The 18,873-nt window shown below is 61.8% G+C and carries 18 protein-coding genes, 1 tRNA gene and 1 pseudogene; 11 read left to right on the top strand and 9 right to left on the bottom strand.

The genetic code is table 11. The features are described from left to right. Nucleotides 1-6: 6 nt before the first annotated feature. From X751_RS01000000163890 to X751_RS147515, 7 genes and pseudogenes are all read left to right on the top strand, one after another. A pseudogene (locus tag X751_RS01000000163890) lies at nucleotides 7-620 on the top strand (DUF1326 domain-containing protein). Further along, nucleotides 617-1,447 (top strand): phosphatidylcholine synthase, encoded by an 831-nt coding sequence (pcsA, locus tag X751_RS147490; RefSeq protein ID WP_023668966.1) that lies wholly within the window; start codon nucleotides 617-619, stop codon nucleotides 1,445-1,447. Before X751_RS01000000163890 ends, pcsA begins: the two are co-directional and overlap by 4 nt. A 17-nt stretch (nucleotides 1,448-1,464) precedes the next feature. Continuing rightward, complete coding sequence (locus X751_RS147495; RefSeq protein ID WP_023745058.1) at nucleotides 1,465-2,442, top strand: quinone oxidoreductase; 978 nt, start codon at nucleotides 1,465-1,467, stop codon at nucleotides 2,440-2,442. A gap of 209 nt (nucleotides 2,443-2,651) precedes the next feature. After that, entirely contained in the window at nucleotides 2,652-4,229 is a 1,578-nt protein-coding gene (locus tag X751_RS147500; protein ID WP_023745057.1) for an ABC transporter ATP-binding protein, read from the top strand. Next, the gene (locus tag X751_RS147505; protein WP_031247120.1) at nucleotides 4,226-5,350 is read left to right on the top strand and encodes an ABC transporter permease; all 1,125 of its coding nucleotides are present in this window, start codon (nucleotides 4,226-4,228) and stop codon (nucleotides 5,348-5,350) included. The genes X751_RS147500 and X751_RS147505 overlap by 4 nt, the downstream gene beginning before the upstream one ends. After that, the gene (locus X751_RS147510; RefSeq protein ID WP_023668962.1) at nucleotides 5,350-6,270 is read left to right on the top strand and encodes an ABC transporter permease; all 921 of its coding nucleotides are present in this window, start codon (nucleotides 5,350-5,352) and stop codon (nucleotides 6,268-6,270) included. Before X751_RS147505 ends, X751_RS147510 begins: the two co-directional genes overlap by 1 nt. 50 nt (nucleotides 6,271-6,320) lie before the next feature. Beyond that, nucleotides 6,321-7,388, top strand: a complete 1,068-nt coding sequence (locus X751_RS147515) for a BMP family ABC transporter substrate-binding protein (protein WP_023668961.1) — start codon at nucleotides 6,321-6,323, stop codon at nucleotides 7,386-7,388. Nucleotides 7,389-7,526: 138 nt separating this feature from the next. Here X751_RS147515 and rimO read toward each other — a convergent pair whose 3' ends face one another. The 6 genes from rimO to X751_RS1000000164785 all read right to left on the bottom strand — a co-directional run bounded on the left by rimO (nucleotide 7,527) and on the right by X751_RS1000000164785 (nucleotide 13,097). Beyond that, a complete protein-coding gene (rimO, locus tag X751_RS147520; RefSeq protein WP_023745055.1) occupies nucleotides 7,527-8,840 on the bottom strand; it encodes a 30S ribosomal protein S12 methylthiotransferase RimO in 1,314 nt (437 codons plus the stop codon). A gap of 142 nt (nucleotides 8,841-8,982) precedes the next feature. After that, nucleotides 8,983-9,642 carry a TerC family protein gene (locus X751_RS147525; RefSeq protein WP_023745054.1) on the bottom strand — a complete coding sequence of 220 codons (660 nt, stop codon included), beginning with the start codon at nucleotides 9,640-9,642 and terminating at the stop codon, nucleotides 8,983-8,985. Between the two features lie 360 nt (nucleotides 9,643-10,002). Further along, nucleotides 10,003-10,410 (bottom strand): DUF930 domain-containing protein, encoded by a 408-nt coding sequence (locus X751_RS147530; RefSeq protein ID WP_032887044.1) that lies wholly within the window; start codon nucleotides 10,408-10,410, stop codon nucleotides 10,003-10,005. A 157-nt stretch (nucleotides 10,411-10,567) separates the two neighbouring features. Next, the gene (locus tag X751_RS147535; RefSeq protein ID WP_023745053.1) at nucleotides 10,568-11,443 is read right to left on the bottom strand and encodes a glycosyltransferase family 2 protein; all 876 of its coding nucleotides are present in this window, start codon (nucleotides 11,441-11,443) and stop codon (nucleotides 10,568-10,570) included. Continuing rightward, nucleotides 11,444-12,643: an FAD-dependent oxidoreductase gene (locus X751_RS147540; RefSeq protein ID WP_023745052.1), complete on the bottom strand. Its 1,200-nt coding sequence runs from the start codon at nucleotides 12,641-12,643 to the stop codon at nucleotides 11,444-11,446. It abuts the gene before it with no gap. 64 nt (nucleotides 12,644-12,707) lie between these two features. Then, nucleotides 12,708-13,097, bottom strand: a complete 390-nt coding sequence (locus X751_RS1000000164785) for an FdtA/QdtA family cupin domain-containing protein (RefSeq protein ID WP_023741231.1) — start codon at nucleotides 13,095-13,097, stop codon at nucleotides 12,708-12,710. A 429-nt stretch (nucleotides 13,098-13,526) separates the two neighbouring features. On the opposite strand from X751_RS1000000164785, the gene X751_RS147545 reads away from it, so the two are divergent. After that, entirely contained in the window at nucleotides 13,527-14,252 is a 726-nt protein-coding gene (locus tag X751_RS147545) for a hypothetical protein (protein ID WP_023745051.1), read from the top strand. A 347-nt stretch (nucleotides 14,253-14,599) separates the two neighbouring features. On the opposite strand, the gene X751_RS147550 is transcribed toward X751_RS147545, so the two are convergent. Further along, entirely contained in the window at nucleotides 14,600-14,791 is a 192-nt protein-coding gene (locus tag X751_RS147550; protein WP_023668952.1) for a DUF3606 domain-containing protein, read from the bottom strand. Between the two features lie 186 nt (nucleotides 14,792-14,977). On the opposite strand from X751_RS147550, the gene X751_RS1000000167520 reads away from it, so the two are divergent. Continuing rightward, on the top strand, nucleotides 14,978-15,139 hold the full coding sequence (locus tag X751_RS1000000167520) for a hypothetical protein (protein WP_023691300.1): 162 nt from the start codon (nucleotides 14,978-14,980) through the stop codon (nucleotides 15,137-15,139). A 136-nt stretch (nucleotides 15,140-15,275) separates the two neighbouring features. On the opposite strand, the gene X751_RS147555 is transcribed toward X751_RS1000000167520, so the two are convergent. Further along, a tRNA-Ser gene (locus tag X751_RS147555) sits at nucleotides 15,276-15,365 on the bottom strand. A 210-nt stretch (nucleotides 15,366-15,575) separates the two neighbouring features. Beyond that, the gene (locus X751_RS0133515; protein WP_027050850.1) at nucleotides 15,576-16,055 is read right to left on the bottom strand and encodes an MgtC/SapB family protein; all 480 of its coding nucleotides are present in this window, start codon (nucleotides 16,053-16,055) and stop codon (nucleotides 15,576-15,578) included. 293 nt (nucleotides 16,056-16,348) lie between these two features. Here X751_RS0133515 and X751_RS147560 point away from each other — a divergent pair, with 293 nt between their 5' ends. Both X751_RS147560 and X751_RS147565 read left to right on the top strand, forming a co-directional pair. Beyond that, nucleotides 16,349-17,554: a septal ring lytic transglycosylase RlpA family protein gene (locus tag X751_RS147560; protein WP_023745050.1), complete on the top strand. Its 1,206-nt coding sequence runs from the start codon at nucleotides 16,349-16,351 to the stop codon at nucleotides 17,552-17,554. A 102-nt stretch (nucleotides 17,555-17,656) separates the two neighbouring features. Next, nucleotides 17,657-18,823 (top strand): D-alanyl-D-alanine carboxypeptidase family protein, encoded by a 1,167-nt coding sequence (locus X751_RS147565; protein WP_023688475.1) that lies wholly within the window; start codon nucleotides 17,657-17,659, stop codon nucleotides 18,821-18,823. The last annotated feature ends 50 nt before the right edge of the window (nucleotides 18,824-18,873 follow it).

Genomic DNA, 18,873 nt, shown 5'->3' with positions numbered 1-18,873 from the left:
AATTCCATGGCAGAGCAAGGCTGGGCAATGAAAGGAGAGCTCGTACTCTCCTGCAATTGCACGGTTTTTTGTCCTTGCGTGCTGTCGCTTGGCAGCCATCCGCCGACGGAGGGTTATTGTCAGACCTGGGCGGGTTTCCGCATCGACGCAGGCCATTTCGGCGAGGTCGACCTGTCCGGCCTCAATCTCGGACTGGTCATGGAAATCCCCGGTTATATGAGCCGCGGCAACTGGACCGCAGGCCTGTTCATCGACAAGCGCGCCTCCGTCTATGCGGTGAAAGCGCTGACCAGGATCTTCACCGGAAGGCCGGCGGAACCACCACGCTGTTGTCCATCCTTGTCGGCAAGTTCCTCGGCGTCGAGCAGGTGCCGATCACCTACGAGACGCGTGACAAGACCCGTATTTTCCAGATACCGAAGATCATCGACGGGGCGGTCACACCGATTCCCGGCAAGGATCGCGAGAAGGATACCGTGATCGGCAACTCGGAATACTGGATCGCGCCGGAGATCATCGTGGCCAGGTCCGACAAGAGCAAGATGCGGGCTTTCGGCCGCAACTGGAACTTTGCCGGCCGCTCGGCCGAAATCTGCAAACTGGATTGGCGGGGCCCGTGAGCAAGAACACAACGGCCAGAAACGCCGCCAAAAAGATCACCGACCGGATTCCGAGGCCGAAGAAAAAGGTCACCTGGCCGCAGGCGCGGGCATTCTCGGTGCATCTGTTGACCGCGTCTGGCTCGTTCCTGGCCTTCCTGTCGCTGGTGGCGGCAAGCGAGCAACGCTGGACGGCGATGTTCTGGTGGCTGGGGCTGGCGCTGTTCGTCGACGGCATAGACGGGCCGATCGCCCGCAAGCTCGAGGTCAAGGAGATCCTGCCGACCTGGTCGGGCGAACTCCTCGACAACATCATCGACTATGTCACCTACGTGCTGATCCCGGCCTTCGCACTCTACCAGCGCGGCTTCATGGGCGAAGGGCTGTCGTTCCTGTCGGCGGCCATCATCGTGGTGTCCAGCGCCATCTATTATGCCGACACCGGAATGAAGACGAAGGAGAACTTCTTCAAAGGCTTTCCGGTCGTCTGGAACATGGTCGTGTTCACGCTGTTCGTCATCGAGCCGGGACAGTGGGTGTCCTTCGGCGTCGTCGTGGCGGCCGGCATCCTCACCTTCGTGCCGATCAACTTCATTCACCCCGTGCGGGTGGTGCGGCTGCGGCCAATCAATCTTGGCATGACGCTGCTCTGGTGTGCTTTCGGTGCGCTGGCGCTGGCGCAGGCGGCCCTTGCCGCCTTCTACGACCAGATCGGCGTTTTGGGCGAACAGGTCAGCGTCTTTACCAAGGTCGGCATCACCATCACCGGACTTTACCTCGCCTGCATCGGCGGTATCATGCAGTTCTTCCCCAAACTCGGCGCCAAGCCGGACACTAAGAAAGCCTGACCGCAGGAAAGCCCACAATGTCCAAAGCAGTCCGTATCCACGCCCATGGCGGTCCGGAAGTCCTGACCTATGAAGACGCCGATCCGGGACAACCCGGCGCCGGGCAGATCCTGGTCAGGCACACCGCGATCGGCCTCAATTTCATCGATGTCTATCACCGCATCGGCCTCTATCCGCCGCCCGGCGGCTTCCCGCTGATCCCCGGCGGCGAGGCGGCAGGTGTGGTTCTCGAGGTCGGTGCAGGCATCGACTGGCTGAAGCCGGGCGACCGCATCGCCTATGCCGTCAACGTCGGCGCCTATGCCGAACAGCGCGTCGTCGCCGCCGACCGCGTCGTCAAGGTGCCGGACCGCATCAGCGACGAACAGGCCGCCGGCATGATGCTTAAAGGCATGACGGCGGAGTATCTGTTGCGCCGGACCTTCAAGGTGAAGGCAGGCGACACCATCCTGTTCCATGCCGCCGCCGGCGGCGTCGGGCTGATCCTGGGACAATGGGCAAAACATCTCGGCGCCACCGTGATCGGCACGGCAAGCTCAACCGATAAGATCGAGCTCGCCAAGGCGCATGGCTTCGGCCATGTCATCAACTACAAGGAGCAGGATTTCGTCGCCGGCGTCGCCGCCATAACCGACGGCAAGAAATGTGACGTCGTCTACGATTCGGTCGGCAACGACACATTCCCGGCCTCGCTCGACTGTCTGAAGCCGCTCGGCATGTTCGTCTCTTTCGGTCAGTCCTCTGGACCGATCCCGCCATTTTCGATGTCGCTGCTGGCGCAGAAGGGCTCGCTGTTCGCTACCAGGCCGACTTTGTTCGTCTACAACGCCAAGCGTGAAGACCTCGAAGTCTCCGCCGCGGCATTGTTCGACGTGGTGTTGAGCGGTGCGGTCGAGATCAAGATCAACCAGCGTTATGCTCTGAAGGACGCCGGCAAGGCGCAAGCCGATCTCGAAGGGCGCAAGACCACGGGCACGACCATACTGATCCCCTGATCTGCCTTGCTTTCAGCGTTTTGCCGCGACGCCAGGCACTGTTTGCACGAAAAACCGGGCGATCGGTCTGTTGTACGAAGCAGGTCGGTCTTTACCCCTTGAGTTTCCGCTGAAATTCTTGAAGCTCTTTCAAGGTGGGTGCTGCTTTCGCACGAGAGCGGCCAGCGCATACCATGCTGGCGGGAACACAGAACATGTCCGGGAACCGGATGGGAGGCACTGTGAGTGCAGATCATGATGGAGCGAACCTGCTTGAGGTTCGTGGCCTGACCAAGATATTCGGCACGCTGACGGCGTGCGATCATATCGACCTCAACATCGCCAAGGGCGAGATCCACGCGCTGCTTGGCGAAAACGGCGCCGGCAAGTCGACGCTGGTCAAGATGCTGTTCGGCTCGCTGGAGCCCAATTCCGGCGAGATATTCTGGAACGGCGAAGCGGTGCGGATCACCAGTCCGGGCATGGCGAAGAAGCTCGGCATCGGCATGGTGTTTCAGCACTTTTCGCTGTTCGAGGCGCTGACCGCGGCCGAGAATATCGCTCTGTCTCTGGATGACGGCTCACCGATCAGCTCGATCGCGGCCAAGGCGAGGGCGCTTTCCTTCAGCTATGGCCTGCCGCTCGATCCGGACTCGCTGGTCGGCGATCTCTCGGTCGGCGAACGCCAGCGCATCGAGATCATCCGCTGCCTGTTGCAGACGCCGCAACTCATCATCCTCGACGAGCCGACCTCGGTGCTGACGCCGCAGGAAGCCGACAAGCTGTTCGAAACGCTGGAGCGCCTGCGCTCGGAGGGGAAATCCATCCTCTACATTTCGCACCGGCTGGAAGAGGTCAAACGCATCTGCGACCGCGCCACCGTGCTGCGTCACGGCAAGGTCGTCGGCCATTGCAATCCGCGCGAGGAAACGGCTTCGTCGCTGGCCCGCATGATGGTCGGCAACGAGGTGAAGGCCGTGGTGCGTGCGCCGGCCGAAGGCATCGAGACCGCCCAGCCATTGCTCGAAATCCGCGCCCTCAGCCGCAAGCCGGCAACGCCGTTTTCGATCCCGCTGAAGAACATAAACCTCACTGTGCACGCCGGCGAGGTGATCGGCATTGCCGGTGTCGCCGGCAACGGCCAGGGCGAGTTCTTCGAATCCGTCTCCGGCGAGGTGCTGCAGCAGGACGCCGCATCCGTGCGCATCCGTGGCAAGGATGCCGGCTCGCTCTCGATCACAGGCCGGCGGCTGATGGGCGCTGCCTTCGTGCCGGAAGAACGCCTCGGCCATGGCGCGGCGCCACGCATGAAGCTTTCGGAAAATCTGCTTCTGTCGCGGCACGCCACCGACGGCAAGGTTTTTGTCGGAGCCGGCGGCGCGGTCAAAAGCGGTGCGGTCTATGCCGCCGCCCAGCGCATCATCGTGGCCATGGATGTGCGCAAGAGCGCGCCCGATCCGGAAGCCGCGGCCCTTTCGGGCGGCAATCTGCAGAAATTCATCGTCGGTCGCGAACTCGACCGCAGCCCTGCCGTCATGGTCGTCAACCAGCCGACCTGGGGCGTCGACGCCGGTGCCGCCGCCCACATCCGCCAGGCGCTGATCGAACTGGCGCGCAGCGGCTCGGCAGTTCTGGTCATCAGCCAGGACCTCGATGAGCTGTTCGAGATTTCGGATGCGATCGCGGTCATGCACAATGGCGAATTGTCGAAACCGCTGCCGATCGCCGAGGCAACTTTCGAAAAGATCGGCCTGTTGATGGGCGGCGCCGAGCCCGGCCACGCCGAACATGTTCTGGAGACGGCATGATGCGCCTCGAACTCGTCAAACGCCCGCAGCGCTCTATGCTCTTTTCGGCGCTGTCGCCTTTCATCGCCTTCGCTCTGACGATCATCGCCGGCGCGGTTCTGTTCGCGCTGCTCGGCGTCAACCCGCTGAGCGCATTTAAGATCTATTTCATCGAGCCGATCAGCCAGGTCTGGCAGCTGCATGAGCTGGCGATCAAGGCCGCGCCGTTGATCCTGATCGCGGTCGGCCTGTCGGTCTGTTACAAGGCCAACATCTGGAACATCGGCGCTGAGGGACAGTTCATCCTCGGCGGCATTTTCGGCTCGGCCATTCCGGTGCTGTTTCCCGGGTTCGAAGGCCCACTGGTGCTGCCGCTGATGCTGTTGTTCGGTATGGTCGGCGGTGCCGCCTATGCAGCAATCCCGGCTCTCTTGAAGACGCGCTTCGGCACCAACGAAATCCTGACCAGCCTGATGCTGGTCTATGTCGCCCAGCTTTTCCTCGACTGGTTGGTGCGCGGCCCCTGGCGCGATCCACAGGGCCACGGTTTCCCGCAGACGATCCAGTTCAATGACTCGGCGGTCCTGCCGGAACTGATGCCGGATGCCGGCCGCGCCAATTGGGGTTTTGTCTTCGCGCTTGTTGCAGCCGTGCTGATCTGGGTGCTGATGAGCCGCCTGCTCAAGGGTTTTGAGGTCCGCGTGCTCGGCTCCAGCCCGAGGGCAGGGCGCTTCGCCGGTTTCGGCCTCAACCGCATGGTGTTCTTCGCCTTCCTGCTGTCAGGCGCGCTGGCTGGGCTTGCCGGCATTTCGGAAGTCTCCGGCGCCATCGGCCAGCTACAGCCGGTGATCTCGCCCGGCTACGGCTTCACCGCCATCATTGTGGCGTTCCTCGGCCGGCTCAATCCGCTCGGCATCGTCGCCGCCGGCCTGGTGCTGGCGCTGACCTATCTCGGCGGCGAGGCGGTGCAAAGCGCGCTCGGCATCTCCGACAAGGTGGCGCGTGTGTTCCAGGGCATGCTTTTGTTCTTCGTGCTCGGTTGCGACACGCTCATCCATTACCGCATTCGCCTGGTCGGCATGGCGCTGACGAAAAGCGCGGCGAAACTTGAAGCCGCGCCGAAGTTGAGGGAAGCCCGCTGATGGACATCGCCGTCAACATCCTTTTGACCATCGCCACGGCGGCGACGCCGCTTTTAATAGCGGCCATCGGCGAACTGGTGGTCGAGCGCTCCGGCGTGCTCAACCTCGGCGTCGAAGGCATGATGATCATGGGCGCCGTCGGCGGCTTCGGAGCCGGCTATCTCACGGGATCGCCCTGGATCGGCCTGTTGGCGGCAATTGCCATGGGCGCGGTGTTCTCGCTGCTGTTTGCGGTGATGACGCTGTCGCTCGCCACCAACCAGGTGGCGACCGGCCTGTCATTGACGCTGCTTGGCCTCGGCCTGTCCGGCATGATGGGGACCAGCTTCGTCGGCCAGCCCGGCGAGCGGCTGCCAAACCTCTACGTTCCGGTGCTCACCGACATTCCCGTGGTCGGCAGGCTGTTGTTCGGCCAGGACCCGATCTTCTACATCTCGATAGCGCTGACGGCGGCCGTCATGTGGTTCCTGTTCAAGACCCGCACCGGCCTCACTCTGCGCTCGATCGGCGACAGCCACACATCGGCGCATGCGCTCGGCATCAAGGTCATCCGCTACCGCTATCTCGCGGTCATCTTCGGCGGCGCCTGCGCCGGCCTTGCCGGCGGCCACCTGTCGCTGGTCTACACGCCGCAATGGGTGGAGAACATGAGCGCGGGCCGCGGCTGGATCGCGCTGGCGCTGGTCGTCTTCGCCTCGTGGCGTCCGTGGCGCGTGCTGGCCGGCGCCTACATCTTCGGCGCGGTCTGGATCGGCCAACTTCATGCACAGGCATTTGGCATTCCGGTGCCTTCGCAGCTGCTTTCTTCTCTGCCCTATCTGGCAACCGTCGTGGTTCTCGTTCTAATCTCGCGCAACAAGCGTCTGACGATGATGAACACGCCGGCTTCCTTGGGGCAGCCATTCGTTCCGGATCGTTGACAACAAAAACAAACGGGAAGCTCCAAGGCTAAACTCAGAGAGGTAACACAATGAAAAAACTGTTTATCGCGTTGATGACCACGACCGCCGCCATGTCACTGGCGGCGTCGGCGCAGGCCGCCGACAAGTTGAAGGCATGCTGGGTCTACACCGGCCCGATCGGCGATTTCGGCTATTCCTACCAGCACGACCAAGGCCGCCTCGAGGTGGAGAAGGCGCTCGGCGACAAGGTCGAAACCGCCTATCTCGAGAACGTCTCGGAAGGTCCCGATGCCGACCGCGCTTTCGAGCGTCTGGCGCGCGAAGGCTGCAAGATCATCTTCGGCACCTCTTTCGGCTTCATGGACCCGGAAGTGAAGGTCGCCAAGAAGTTCCCCAAAGTGATGTTCGAGCACGCCACCGGCTACAAGACCGCTGACAATCTCGGCATCTACAATGCGCGCTTCTATGAAGGCCGCTACGTGCTCGGCCAGATCGCCGCCAAGGAATCGAAGGCAGGGGTCGCCGGCTATATCGTTTCTTTCCCGATCCCCGAAGTGGTGATGGGCATCAACTCCTTCATGCTCGGCGCGCAATCGGTCAACCCGAACTTCAAGGCCAAGATCGTCTGGGTGAACTCCTGGTTCGATCCGGGCAAGGAAGCCGACGCGGCCAAGGCGCTGTTCGACCAGGGCGCCGACATCATCGTCCAGCACACGGATTCCACTGCGGCACTGCAGGTGGCGGAAGAGCGCAAGCTGCACGGCTTCGGCCAGTCCTCCGACATGATCAAGTTCGCGCCGAACGCGCAGCTGACCTCGCTGACAGACGAATGGGGGCCGTACTACATCAGCCGCGTCCAGGCAGCGCTCGACGGCACCTGGAAGCCGGACAATGTCTGGCTCGGCATCAAGGACGGCGCCGTCAAGCTGGCGCCCTTCACCAACATGCCGGACGATGTGAAGGCGATGGCCGAGGCAACCGCGAAGAAAATCGCAGATGGCTGGAACCCCTTCACCGGACCGGTCGCCAAGCAGGACGGCACGCCGTGGCTCAAGGACGGCGAAGTCGCCGACGACGGCACGCTGCTCGGCATGAACTTCTATGTGAAGGGCGTCGACGACAAGTTGCCGCAGTAAGTATCGGAACGCAAAAGAGAAGGGGCGCCGCGCGGCGCCCCTTTTCATTTCGCGGACTGCACGCTTCGACAGCGAAACCGCGCCGAGGGCCGTGCCAAAAATCCGAAGGCCCCGGGAGGCGCCCTTTTTGGTAATTTTCTAAACCGCCGAGCCGTAAAGGTCGTAGGCGTCGGCGCGGTCGATCTTGACCGTGACGATGTCGCCTTGGCGCAGCGGGCGGCGCGACTGGATATGCACCGAACCGTCGATCTCGGGCGCGTCGTATTTTGTCCGGCCCTTGGCAGACGTGCCATGCGCCTCGTCGATCAGCACCGGCAGGCGCTTGCCGACCTTCTTGGCCAGCTGCGTCGCCGAGATTTTCTGCTGGCGCTGCATGAAGCGATGCCAGCGCGCTTCCTTGATCTCCTGCGGCACCTGTTCGAGGCCGAGATCGTTGGAGCGGGCGCCCCGGACCGGCTCGTATTTGAAGCAGCCGGCGCGATCGATCCTGGCCTCGTCCAGCCAGTCGAGCAGCATCTCGAAATCCGCGTCGGTCTCGCCGGGGAAACCGACGATGAAGGTCGAGCGTATCGCCAGATCCGGGCACACCTCGCGCCAGCCGCGAATGCGCTCCAGCGTCTTTTCGCCATGGGCTGGACGGCGCATGTTCTTCAGCACCTGCGGCGAGGCGTGCTGGAAGGGGATGTCCAGATAGGGAAGGATTTTTCCATCCGCCATCAGCGGGATGACATCGGCGACATGCGGGTAGGGGTAGACATAGTGCATGCGTACCCAGATGCCGAGCTTGCCCAGCTCCTCCGACAGGTCGAGGAACTTCGCCCGCACTTCGCGGTCGCCGAACATCGACGTCTGGTACTTGATGTCGATGCCGTAGGCGCTGGTGTCCTGCGAGATGACCAGCAATTCCTTGACGCCGGCCTTGGCCAGCTTCTCGGCCTCGCGCAGCACATCGGCCGCCGGGCGCGAGACGAGGTCGCCGCGCAGTGCCGGAATGATGCAGAAGGTGCAGCGGTTGTTGCAGCCTTCGGAAATCTTGAGATAGGCGTAGTGGCGCGGCGTCAGCTTGACGCCTTGCGGCGGCAGAAGGTCGATGTAGGGATCGTGGCTGGGCGGCGCCGCCTCATGCACCGCGGCCATCACGCTCTCATAGGCCTGCGGGCCGGTGATGGCGAGGACGTTGGGGTGCTTCTCTCGGATGACGTCCGGCTCGGCGCCGAGGCAGCCGGTGACGATCACCCGGCCGTTTTCCGAAAGCGCCGAACCAATGGCGTTGAGCGATTCGTCGCGGGCCGAATCGAGAAAGCCGCAGGTGTTGACGACGACCAGGTCGGCGCCGTCATGCTTGCGCGCGATCTCATAGCCTTCGGCGCGCAGGCGCGTGATGATGCGCTCGGAATCCACAAGCGCCTTCGGGCACCCAAGGCTGACGAAACTGACGCGAGGCGCAGACATGAGAAACCATTCCGGGTTTTTTCGGGATCGGCGGCCAGTACCACACTTATTGCGGCATTGGTATGGGCAGCGGCTGCGGCGAACGCGACCACTGCCTCCGGCAGATACCCATGCTGCTACAGAAGCTGTGGGACCGGCAGCGTCAGCTCACCACAGGACTGACATGCGGCCAGACCTCGACAACGCCGCGATAGACCATATCGATCGCGACGTAGAGAATGATCAGCAAGCCGACATAAGCGATCCAGCGGTGGCGGTGCAGCAGCTTGGCAATGAAGCTCGCGGCCAAGCCCATCAAGGCGATCGACAGCACCAGGCCTATGACAAGCACCGGAAAATGATCGCGCGCCGCACCGGCGACCGCCAGCACATTGTCCAGCGACATCGAAACATCGGCGACGACGATCTGCAGGGCCGCCTGGCCGAGCGTCTTGCGCGGCGCCTTGCCCCCCACCGTTCTGTCGCTGTTGAGGTCGGAATCGGACAGCGCCTCGGTCGCCTCGAACTCGTCGGCATGCGACGTCCGCAGCTCGCGCCACATCTTCCAGCACACCCACAACAAAAGGATGCCGCCGGCCAGCAGCAGGCCGACAATGGCAAGAAGCTTGACGGTGACGGCGGCAAACAGGATGCGCAGCACAGTCGCCGCCAACACGCCGATCAGGATGGCTTTCTTGCGCTGCTCGAGCGGCAGGCCGGCGGCGGCAAGGCCGATGACGATGGCATTGTCGCCGGCAAGCACCAGATCGATGGCGATGACCTGGAGGAGGGCCGTCATGCTTGCAGCGCTGAAAATGTCCATCGACCGGAGCCCCTTGCTGTATCGGCGTGTTCGTCGTCGGATATGCCGACGCCCTAACGTGTATGGTTCCCGCGCGTCAAGAGACTGCCGGCGCAATTCCAGGAAAAGTGCGTAGCGGCTTTCCGTCCGGAATTATGCAAAAACAAAGAGTTAGTGCATGTCGCTCAAAAGTGGCCCCGGTTTTGAGACAACGACATGCATAAAAACAAAGACCTAAAGCGCGTCGCCTGAGTCCGTTCAAACGCGACGCGCTTTAGGTGGGTCAGCTGCTCTATAAAAAGCTGAACCGCTCCAACGGCCGACGCTGAAAGCCACGGGAATAGGGAAGGCCGTTCTGCCAGAGAGAATTCTGGTCGCAATTCAGTCGTAGAGATTGTACTTCGCCCAGTCGGCTTCCGGAATCTCGTCGCCGATGCGGTAACGGAACTGCAGGACCTCCATATGGTCCGGCGCCGTCTCGCATTTGAACTTCAGCCGGTACCACTGCCCCTTGCTGCGGAACGCAGCACCCGGGCTGCGGATTGCATCGGCCTTCATTTCCGGCGTAGCGAAGGCGTAGGCGACGACGCGGTCTGCCTTGTACTTGTGGTCGTCATGGCTGATGCGGTCGAGCACTTCGGCGTCGCATCTCTGCTCCAGCCGGGTCTCCGGGTCGAGTTTCAGCAGGCCGGCGCGCAGGGCGGCGTCCATCGCGTGGGCGGGTAAAGCCAGCGTCACCGAGGCCAGCGCCGCAAGGAATAGTTTTTTCATGGACGGGAGAACGACCATAACTCGCGTGAAAAATCAACCGGAGTGCCGTTTTGGGGCAGCCGGATATGCCTGGAATCGTTAGCCGGGCAGGCGCAGCCGCTTTGATACGTCGCCGGCGCCATTCTTATTTGTCCGGGCTGCCATGCACCGATTGCCTGTTTCGCCGTCTTTGCGCTTATCGCGATCGCGGCACCCACCGCCACGGCCGCAAGGCGATATAGACAGCGAGGAAGGCTCTTTGTGCAAGGCCGGCCTCGCTGTGCCAGACCTCCCTTATCCCCGCCGCCCGCAAGGCCCTTCGCTGGGTGCTGTTGCGGTCCCAGCGCCGGCTGATGCTGCCCGCCCGATAGTATTTGTGGCAGAGCACTTGCGGCACGCGGACAAAGCCGCCGAGCAGCGACAGATGCAGAAGCCAGGTCCAGTCGGCGCTGAATTCGCCTTGGCTGTTGGGCTTGATCCCGCCGCTGCGGTGGAACGCCCAGGCCCTGAATACCCCACGGTTGGGGACCCACCATCCATGCGGCTGGCGCGCCATCACCCGGCCACGCGCAAAACCGTCCTGCAAGCCCTCCAGCAGGTCGAACTTCCACGTGGCACTTTCGCCTCTGACTTCGATCACTTCGACATCGCTGAACGACAGTACGGCCTCGGGATTGGCATCGAGCGCCCGCACCAGCGCCTCGATATAGTTTGGATCGATGACGTCGTCATGGAAGGCAAAGAACATCAATTCGCCGTTGGCATTGGCCATCAGATCGTTGGAATTCTTCAGCCATCCCAGGTTTTTGTCCCGACGCAGGATGCGGACATCGTCGCGGCCGCCGGCGAAGGCCGAAACGATCTCGAATGTCGCGTCGGTCGAATTGTCCTCGCCGACCAGGATCTCGATATTGTCCCAGGTCTGCGCGGCGAGGCTGTCCAGCGTACGCGAAATGAATGCCGCCGAATTGTAGCATGGCACCAGCGCCGTGACCTTCGGCCGCCAGCCGGATCGAAGCTCGACTTGTTTCTGCGCTACCTGCTTCGCGCCGCCCTGTTCTGTCTCACCCATTCAGTCGATCCCGCAGATTTGCCGCGCCAGCCTGTCGGCAAGCCACGGCGCCGTCGAATATTTACCTGTGTCGACCGAGATGTAGTTGCCCAGGCGGTTGACCCCGAATTGGTCGCGGCGATGGATCGTGGCTTTCGGGTCGCTGAGCGAACCACGCCCTTGCGCAAACACGAAGCCGCCGCGTACCTCAAGCTCCTCGGCATCGTCGAACATGCTGGAAACAACGGGCACAAACCGAGTGAGCGTGGCGCGAACGTCGCCGATGAACCGCTGTCGTGCGTCGGCATCGAGCGCTTGTGGCGTTTCGATCGACAATTCGCCACTCTCCGCAAGCAACCCGCTCGGGTACCAGGAGAGATAGAAGTTGCGCCCGTCATAGTTTTTTATGTCGCCGAACGGGCCAAGGGCGACGACCGCGCACGGCACATCGACAGGCTGGCTGGTGCGGCCGAACAGGCAAAGCCTGTAGCGGTGCGACCATCCGGGAACCGGCTCGATGCCGGCCGTGCGGTCGACAGCCAGCCGCCCCTCCCAAAGGCAATTGACGACGATGTCGAACGCCTCACTTTTTTCGCTTGCGACCGCCACGCGCCATTTCCCGTCAATTCCGTCCACCGGCTGTGCCGACAGGACTTCGGACGCCATCCGCAAGCTGATATTGGGTTCACCCCGAAGCGCCGCGCAAAGCCGGTCGGCAACCCATCGCGTGTTGACGGATCGCTCCGGCACCTGGAAGCCCCCGACGATCTGGTCCGAGTTGGTGACATCGGCCAATTCAGTTTTGGAAAGCCGATTCGATCGCGCCGCCGATACGTCGGCAAGGTAGCTGGTGGCGTCAGCGTGGCTGCGCACCAATACATCCACACGTTCAAAGATCGCCCCCAGCGCCTCGACAGCGACGACCGAGTTGCGATGGACCAGATAAAGGTCTTCCGAAAAGGTCGTGTGCGCTTCCAGATTGCTTCCGATCAGCTCGGAAACAAGCCTGCCGAAACACAGTCCTCCCGAAAGCAGATGCCGGGCGGTCAGCAGCGAGGGATCGTTCCCGTAGAGATAGCCGAGATGAATCTTGCCCTCGTTCCAACGGCTGGCGCAGGCCATCGGCTCGCTCTCCTTGTCGAAGAGGGACACCGCGTAGCCTCTGCGGGCCATCATGAGAGCGAGGCTGGCGCCCATGATGCCGGCGCCGAGAATAGCCATTCTGCCGCGAGGCGCTGTCATGTCCTGGCGCGCATCGCGGCCTCTCCTTTCGCGATGAGTGTCATCAGGGGTTCGATACGTAGTCTTCAGGGTCGTATTCGGTATCGCAGAAAACCAGCAAAGCCGGGTTCTCGCCTTCATAGGTCTGCAGCGCCCACACCGCGGCATCGACCAGCACCGCGCGGTTCGATGCGGTGAGCGTCAGCCGTTCGACCTGTTCCTGGTAGCGAAATTCGATGCCGATCTCGCCCGACAGCTGCATCATCAATTGCCGGCCCGAGCCGTGTGCATGTCCGCCCCGCGACGTGCCGCGCGGCGCGGTGACGATGAACGCCCGCACGGCTTGGAAATTGTAACCGCTGAACTCGATAGCGGTCAGCATTCCCCTGGGATCGCTATGTAACGAAGTGGGGATCTCGGTGACCTTGCCGCCAAAGAACGTTCGATGCTGCATAACGTAGCCCGCCAGATGCCGGTCGAAATTTTACCTCAGACTAGCGCTTATATCAAAAGACAGGGATACAACCACTTAGGCGGTGTTTGGGAACACTGCAGCGGATCGATGTCGAGCTCGGCCTCAGGCCGATAGGTGCCGACTACCGAAGGTCGCCGCGCCGTCACGACTTCTGAGTCGCGGCCGAAACCACGGCTTAAGACCTTGGTCCGAGCGGTCTAGGACCTTTGAGTTCGGAAGGCCGGCCGGTTCCAAGGAGGGTGATCTACTTCAGCAATTTCAAAGAGTTATGCTGGTTGGCGTTTCGCCGGCCGGCCGCTTCGTTCTCGCAATGAAAACACATCTATATCTAAGTTTACCCTTTGTGTTAGCGATTCCTCATGTTGCCCGCTATAGCGGTTAGTGGCGGTGGCAATCTCGGAGGTAGTTATGACATCCCGAAAGACCCTTTTTGCTGCATTTGCGGTGTTCTCGCTTCTGGTGTCGCCGGCCCTGGCTGCTGCTGGTGGCAACGGCCATGGTAACGGCCATGGCAATGGTAACGGCAATGGCAATAGCGGAGGAAACGGTAATGCTGGCGGCAATGGCGGAGGCGGCGGTTCGGTCGGCAAGTCGGCATCCGCCAAGGGCCAGGCCCCTAAGGGCCAGGTCGCCAAGGCCGCTACCCCTTCTGTGTCCAAGGAAAAGAATATCCATGCCAAGCTCGGCCGGTTGAACTCGCTGCAGCGCAACGCCAACGCCTTTATGCACTCCAAGAGCAAGAACTTCGCTGGCGTGCAGGCTTTTGTGACACAGTCGGCAATAGCCAAGAACGCTCAATCGGAGCTCGATGCTGCTAATCAGGCGGTTACCGACGCCAAAGCGGCGCTCGACGCGCTGAATGCGAAAGCGGCTGACCCGAATACCCTGCCCGAAGATGTCCCGACGCAGGCCGACCTCGATGCAGCACAGGCAGCGCTCGATGACGCCACCCAGGATGCGGCCGCTGCTCAGACCGCCGCCACAGCTGCCGCTGCCAACGTCCCATCGATCGATGCAGCCCTTGCCCAAATGGCCAACAAGCCCGTTGACCCTGAGGTGACAGATTGGGCCAATAGCGTACTTGCCGACAAGATCGACCAAGTAGCCGCCAAGCTGGCGCCGGCCGCGCCTTAAGGCCCTATGCGGCGGCAGCGATCCAATCGACGATAAGCCGTCGGGTCCGCCCGGCGGCTGCACCTTTCTCGCCTATCTGCAGCGTTGGTCCCAATGCAGGTCCGAGATTCTGGTCATGGCTATTTTGCGAAATCTCCAGCCGGGCCGCCGTCCTCAAGGCTGAATTCATGCGTGCTTCGCGCATCTTCATCGACCACACGAAACCAATGCTCCTGAAGCGCTCTAGGCGACACCCTTTGGCCCGTGACCTTCTCTACCGCAGATAGCGGATCATCGGCGCTCGTGGCCTGAGTTGAGACACACTCCTCTCCATGCCACTCTTCCACCTGGTACTCTGGCATGCCGGCCTACCTACCGCTCCCCAGAGCCTTCGCTTCCCGCTCCAGCGTCTCGCGTCGGTTGCCGTGCTTCGCGATCAATTCCTTGACCTGCTGCGGGGTGATGCCGGCCTTGGTGGCGAAATACTCGACTTCATAATCCTCATCGGCAGAGACGCGGTCCCGATCGCGGAAGTCCGTCTTCGTTTTGTCGTCGGCCATTTGCTTTGCTCCTGGTTGAATGATCAACCGCAACGTGCAGCCGCAGCCTTTTGTTGCAGCGGAGCCCGGATTTCCGAAACGGTCACATGGGAAAACGGCCCTCAGTCGCAGGAGGTGCTGGTGTTGCTGTAACTTTGAACGGAACGGTTCTTCTCCTTGACGGTTGTGACGTGAAGGAGATGCCTCATGTTTGAAAGTGTGATGTGGTTGATCGTCGTTGCTGGTGGGCCACTGTTGCTGGCCCTATTGATGGCATACGTTCTTATGACCCGACGCCACCGTGGTCCTGCAGAACGCATGGAAAGCGACCGCGCGACCAAACGGCTCTATCGCCAGGACGAACGTTGATCCTGAGGCTGGCGCAACGTTTGCGCTCACGCTGGTCCGCTGCCTCGCGGTGGCAGGCTTCTTCGTTTTAGGAAGTTGGAATAACTTAGGAAAGATTTGGCCCTCTTTGAAAATACAGACACGGTAGCCAAATATCTGGCGGAGGGAGTGGGATTCGAACCCACGGTGGGCTTGCACCCACGCCGGTTTTCAAGACCGGTGCCTTAAACCGCTCGGCCATCCCTCCAACGTGACTTTTCAATCATCTAGGAACATCAACCGACCCAGTGAACGACAGTTGGTATCGAATGATACCTATCCTTCCGGACCAGCTTGCGGTTCATTTCTCTAGAGCGTTGCCCATCGCCAAGTCAACCATCGGCGCTGCCATGGATAATAGGGGGTGGCGTTCGTTACCCGAACGGAGCTGCGAACCCGTTTTCGAAGGAGCCGGGATCTAATTGCGATCCTTGCTGCCGACCTGCACAAGTTGCAGAAGACCCAGCACGACAAGTGCGAGCAAGGTAGCCAAAGCCGCGATCTGCCAGAACCCGAGCCCAACCGCCAGGCCTATGGCGCCTGCCAGCCACATGCCCGCCCCAGTGGTAAGCCCTTGAACCTCGCCCTTGGAGAAGAAGATCAAGCCCGCGGCCAGAAATGCCACGCCGGCAGTCGTGGCTTCGATCAAGCGGATAGGATCAATGGCGATTTCCTGACCATCGAAGACGTGAAGATGAGTAATCTCGATCGTGAGGATGGCAATTAGAGCCGTCGCAACACAGACTAGGATGTGTGTCCTCAATCCGGCCGGTCGGTTACGCCATTCGCGTTCGATCCCAACGATGGAGCCAAGGACGGCCGCGAGCAAAAGCCTGGCTGAAATTACGGAAAAGGGCAGCCACGTCTGTTGCCCGAAACGTTCAATGAATTCATCCATGAGGCGCAGAACGTATCTCGGGTCGGTCGGTTCCAGGCAGCCGCGCTTCATGCCACAGGTTCACTTCCAGACTCCAAAGGACAGAGGTCTCGGATGCCTCCTCAGGCGCCCGGCCAGCCCGGGACCTGGCCGCCACATTCCTGCCCGGTTCCGGACACAATCGATTAATACGCTGATAAACAATTCCTGCGCACAAGGGATGGGGATTGGCGCGTCGCAGGCATTGCTCATCTGGCTCCGCCGAAATTCTAGAAGCGGCGCCTGTGTCGAGACGGTAGGGGACATCGGAAAACATGCAGACCACGACGCATCGGCGTCTTCGTCGCGCTCCTGCTTTGGTGTTGTGCGCTCTTTCGGCTGCGTTGCTGGCCGCGTGCGCGTCGCCGCAGTCCGAGCCGAAAGCCATGGTCTACAAGAAGCCTCGCTCGAAGGAATATTTTGCCGAGACCGAGTACGGCGTGAAGGCCAGCCCGCGCGTTCAGTACATGCGGCGCGGCGGCGGCCGCGACCAGTTGGGCAAGCCCTATCAGGTGCGCGGCAAGTGGTATTACCCCAAGGAAGACAAGCGCTACGCCAAGGTCGGTCTCGCCTCCTGGTATGGCGATGCCTTCCACGGTCGCCTCACAGCCAATGGCGAAGTCTACGACATGACCCATCTGACGGCGGCGCATCCGACCATGCCGCTGCCAAGCTACGCCCGTGTCACCAACACCGAGACCGGAAGCTCGGTCATCGTGCGCGTCAACGACCGCGGCCCCTATCACGAGGGACGCATCATCGATGTCTCGGAACGCGCCGCGCAAATGCTCGACTATGCCAAGGTCGGCACGGCCAGGGTCAAGGTGGAATATATTGGCCGCGCACCGCTCGACGGCGACGACGACCAATATCTGGTCGCCTCCTACCGCCCGGGCAACCGCCCGGACCCGTCCGATGGCTTGCCGACCGGCGTCATGGTGGCGATGAACGGACCTTCGCCGAGCCTATCTGTTGGCGCACCCCCTGCCGTAGTGCCGTTTCCTGGTCAGTTGACGAATTCCGACACACAGCCAGTGATGTCGATGCAGGCACCGGCCTCAAGCGATGTGACGCTGCCTGAATTCGGGCCGATCGTGCCTCAGCGCCCGGAATCGCCCTTTGCCGTGGCTTCGCTCTCCTATGCGGATGAGCGCGTACAGCGCGCCGACGTCTTTGCAGCGCTTGACGACCAGGGCATGTCGCCAGCCGACATCCTGCAATCGTGGAAGAAATCCAACCCGCAGGCATCGCCTGCCGTTTCCGACTATGTCGCCGCCGGATCCTTCGACGATGCCGCCGAGGCAAAGCGGGTGGCTGCGGCTCTCGAACCGTTCGGCAGGACCGAAATCCAGAGCACCGAACTCGACGGCAATGACTGGTACGCGGTCAATCTCTATCCGGATGGCCATGGCAATGTCGACGACCTCTTGCGCGCGGCATGGCCGCATGGCGCGCCGGACGCGCTGGCTGTGCGCAACTGACCAACAAAGGCACGCCGGTTTTGTCATTGCGCGGTTGATCCGCCGGGAAGAAGCCTGATAGCGTTGCGGCAAGTTTCTGCCGGCTAACAGTCGAGCCTCTTCATGCGATTTCGCCTTTTCCACCCTTTTGCCGGGCTTTTTGGCCTTGGCTTCTTGCTTGCCGCGCTGGTTCCGGCCAACGCGCAGCTTTTCGAGACCAAGGCGACGCAGGCTTTCATGATCGATGCCGAAACCGGCACGGTGCTGTTTTCCAAGGATGCCGACCAACCGATCCCGCCGGCCTCGATGGCCAAGCTGATGACGATGGAGATGGTCTTCAACGCCATCAAGTCGAAGCGCATGAGCCTCGACGACACCTTCGTGGTTTCGGAAAATGCCTGGCGCAAGGGCGGTGCGCCTTCGGGAACGTCGACCATGTTTGCCAAGCTCAAATCGGCGATCCGGGTCGAGGATCTGATCCAGGGGGTCACCATACAGGCCGCCAATGACGGCTGCATGGTGCTGGCCGAAGGCATGGCCGGTTCGGAAGAGAATTTCGCGGCGCAGATGAACGATCGCGCGCGCCAGATCGGGCTGCCGAAATCGACATTTGTCAATTCCACCGGCCTGCCGGCCGACGGCCAGCAGACGACAGTGCGCGAACTGGCGCAGCTTGGCCTGCATATATGGCGCGAATATCCGGATCTCTATCTCTATTACGGCCGGGCCGATTTCACCTGGAACAAGATCTCGCAAAAGAATCGCAACCCGTTGCTGGCCATGGGCATCGGCGCCGATGGGCTGGCGGTCGGGTCGAGCGAGGCGGGCGGTTTCGGCATTGTCGGCTCGGTCAGCCATGACGGAACCAGGGTGTTCGCGGCGATGAGCGGATTGGCCAATGATCGCGAGCGCGCCGAGGAAGCGCGCAAGCTGCTCGAATGGGGCGTCCGCTCCTTCGAGAAGACCGAGATTTTCGCTGGCAACGAAGTGGTCGGCGAGGCCCAGGTGTTCGGCGGCGCCAAATCCAGCGTAGCGCTGAAGGCAAAGGCGCCGATCGACGTCCTGCTGCCGATCGCCAACCGCGACAAGCTGACCGCCAGGATCGTCTATCAGGGGCCGGTATCGGCGCCGGTGGAGGAGGGGCAACCCGTCGGCGCGCTGCGCGTCTGGATCGGCGATACGCTGAGCCAGGAAACGCCGCTTTTCGCCGCCGAATCGGTCGGCGTCGGCACACTGCCGCAACGCGCGTTTGATGCCGCCAGGGAACTGGCCGTAGGCTGGCTGCGTTGAGTTCCTGCGGCGTGGACCTTTTCTCGGGCGCGGACTAAGACACCAGCGCA

The organism is Mesorhizobium sp. LNJC394B00 (assembly GCF_000502555.1).
Classification (GTDB): domain Bacteria; phylum Pseudomonadota; class Alphaproteobacteria; order Rhizobiales; family Rhizobiaceae; genus Mesorhizobium.
Note: the sequence above shows the minus strand (reverse complement) of the source record. Positions and strands in the feature narration are given on the sequence as shown.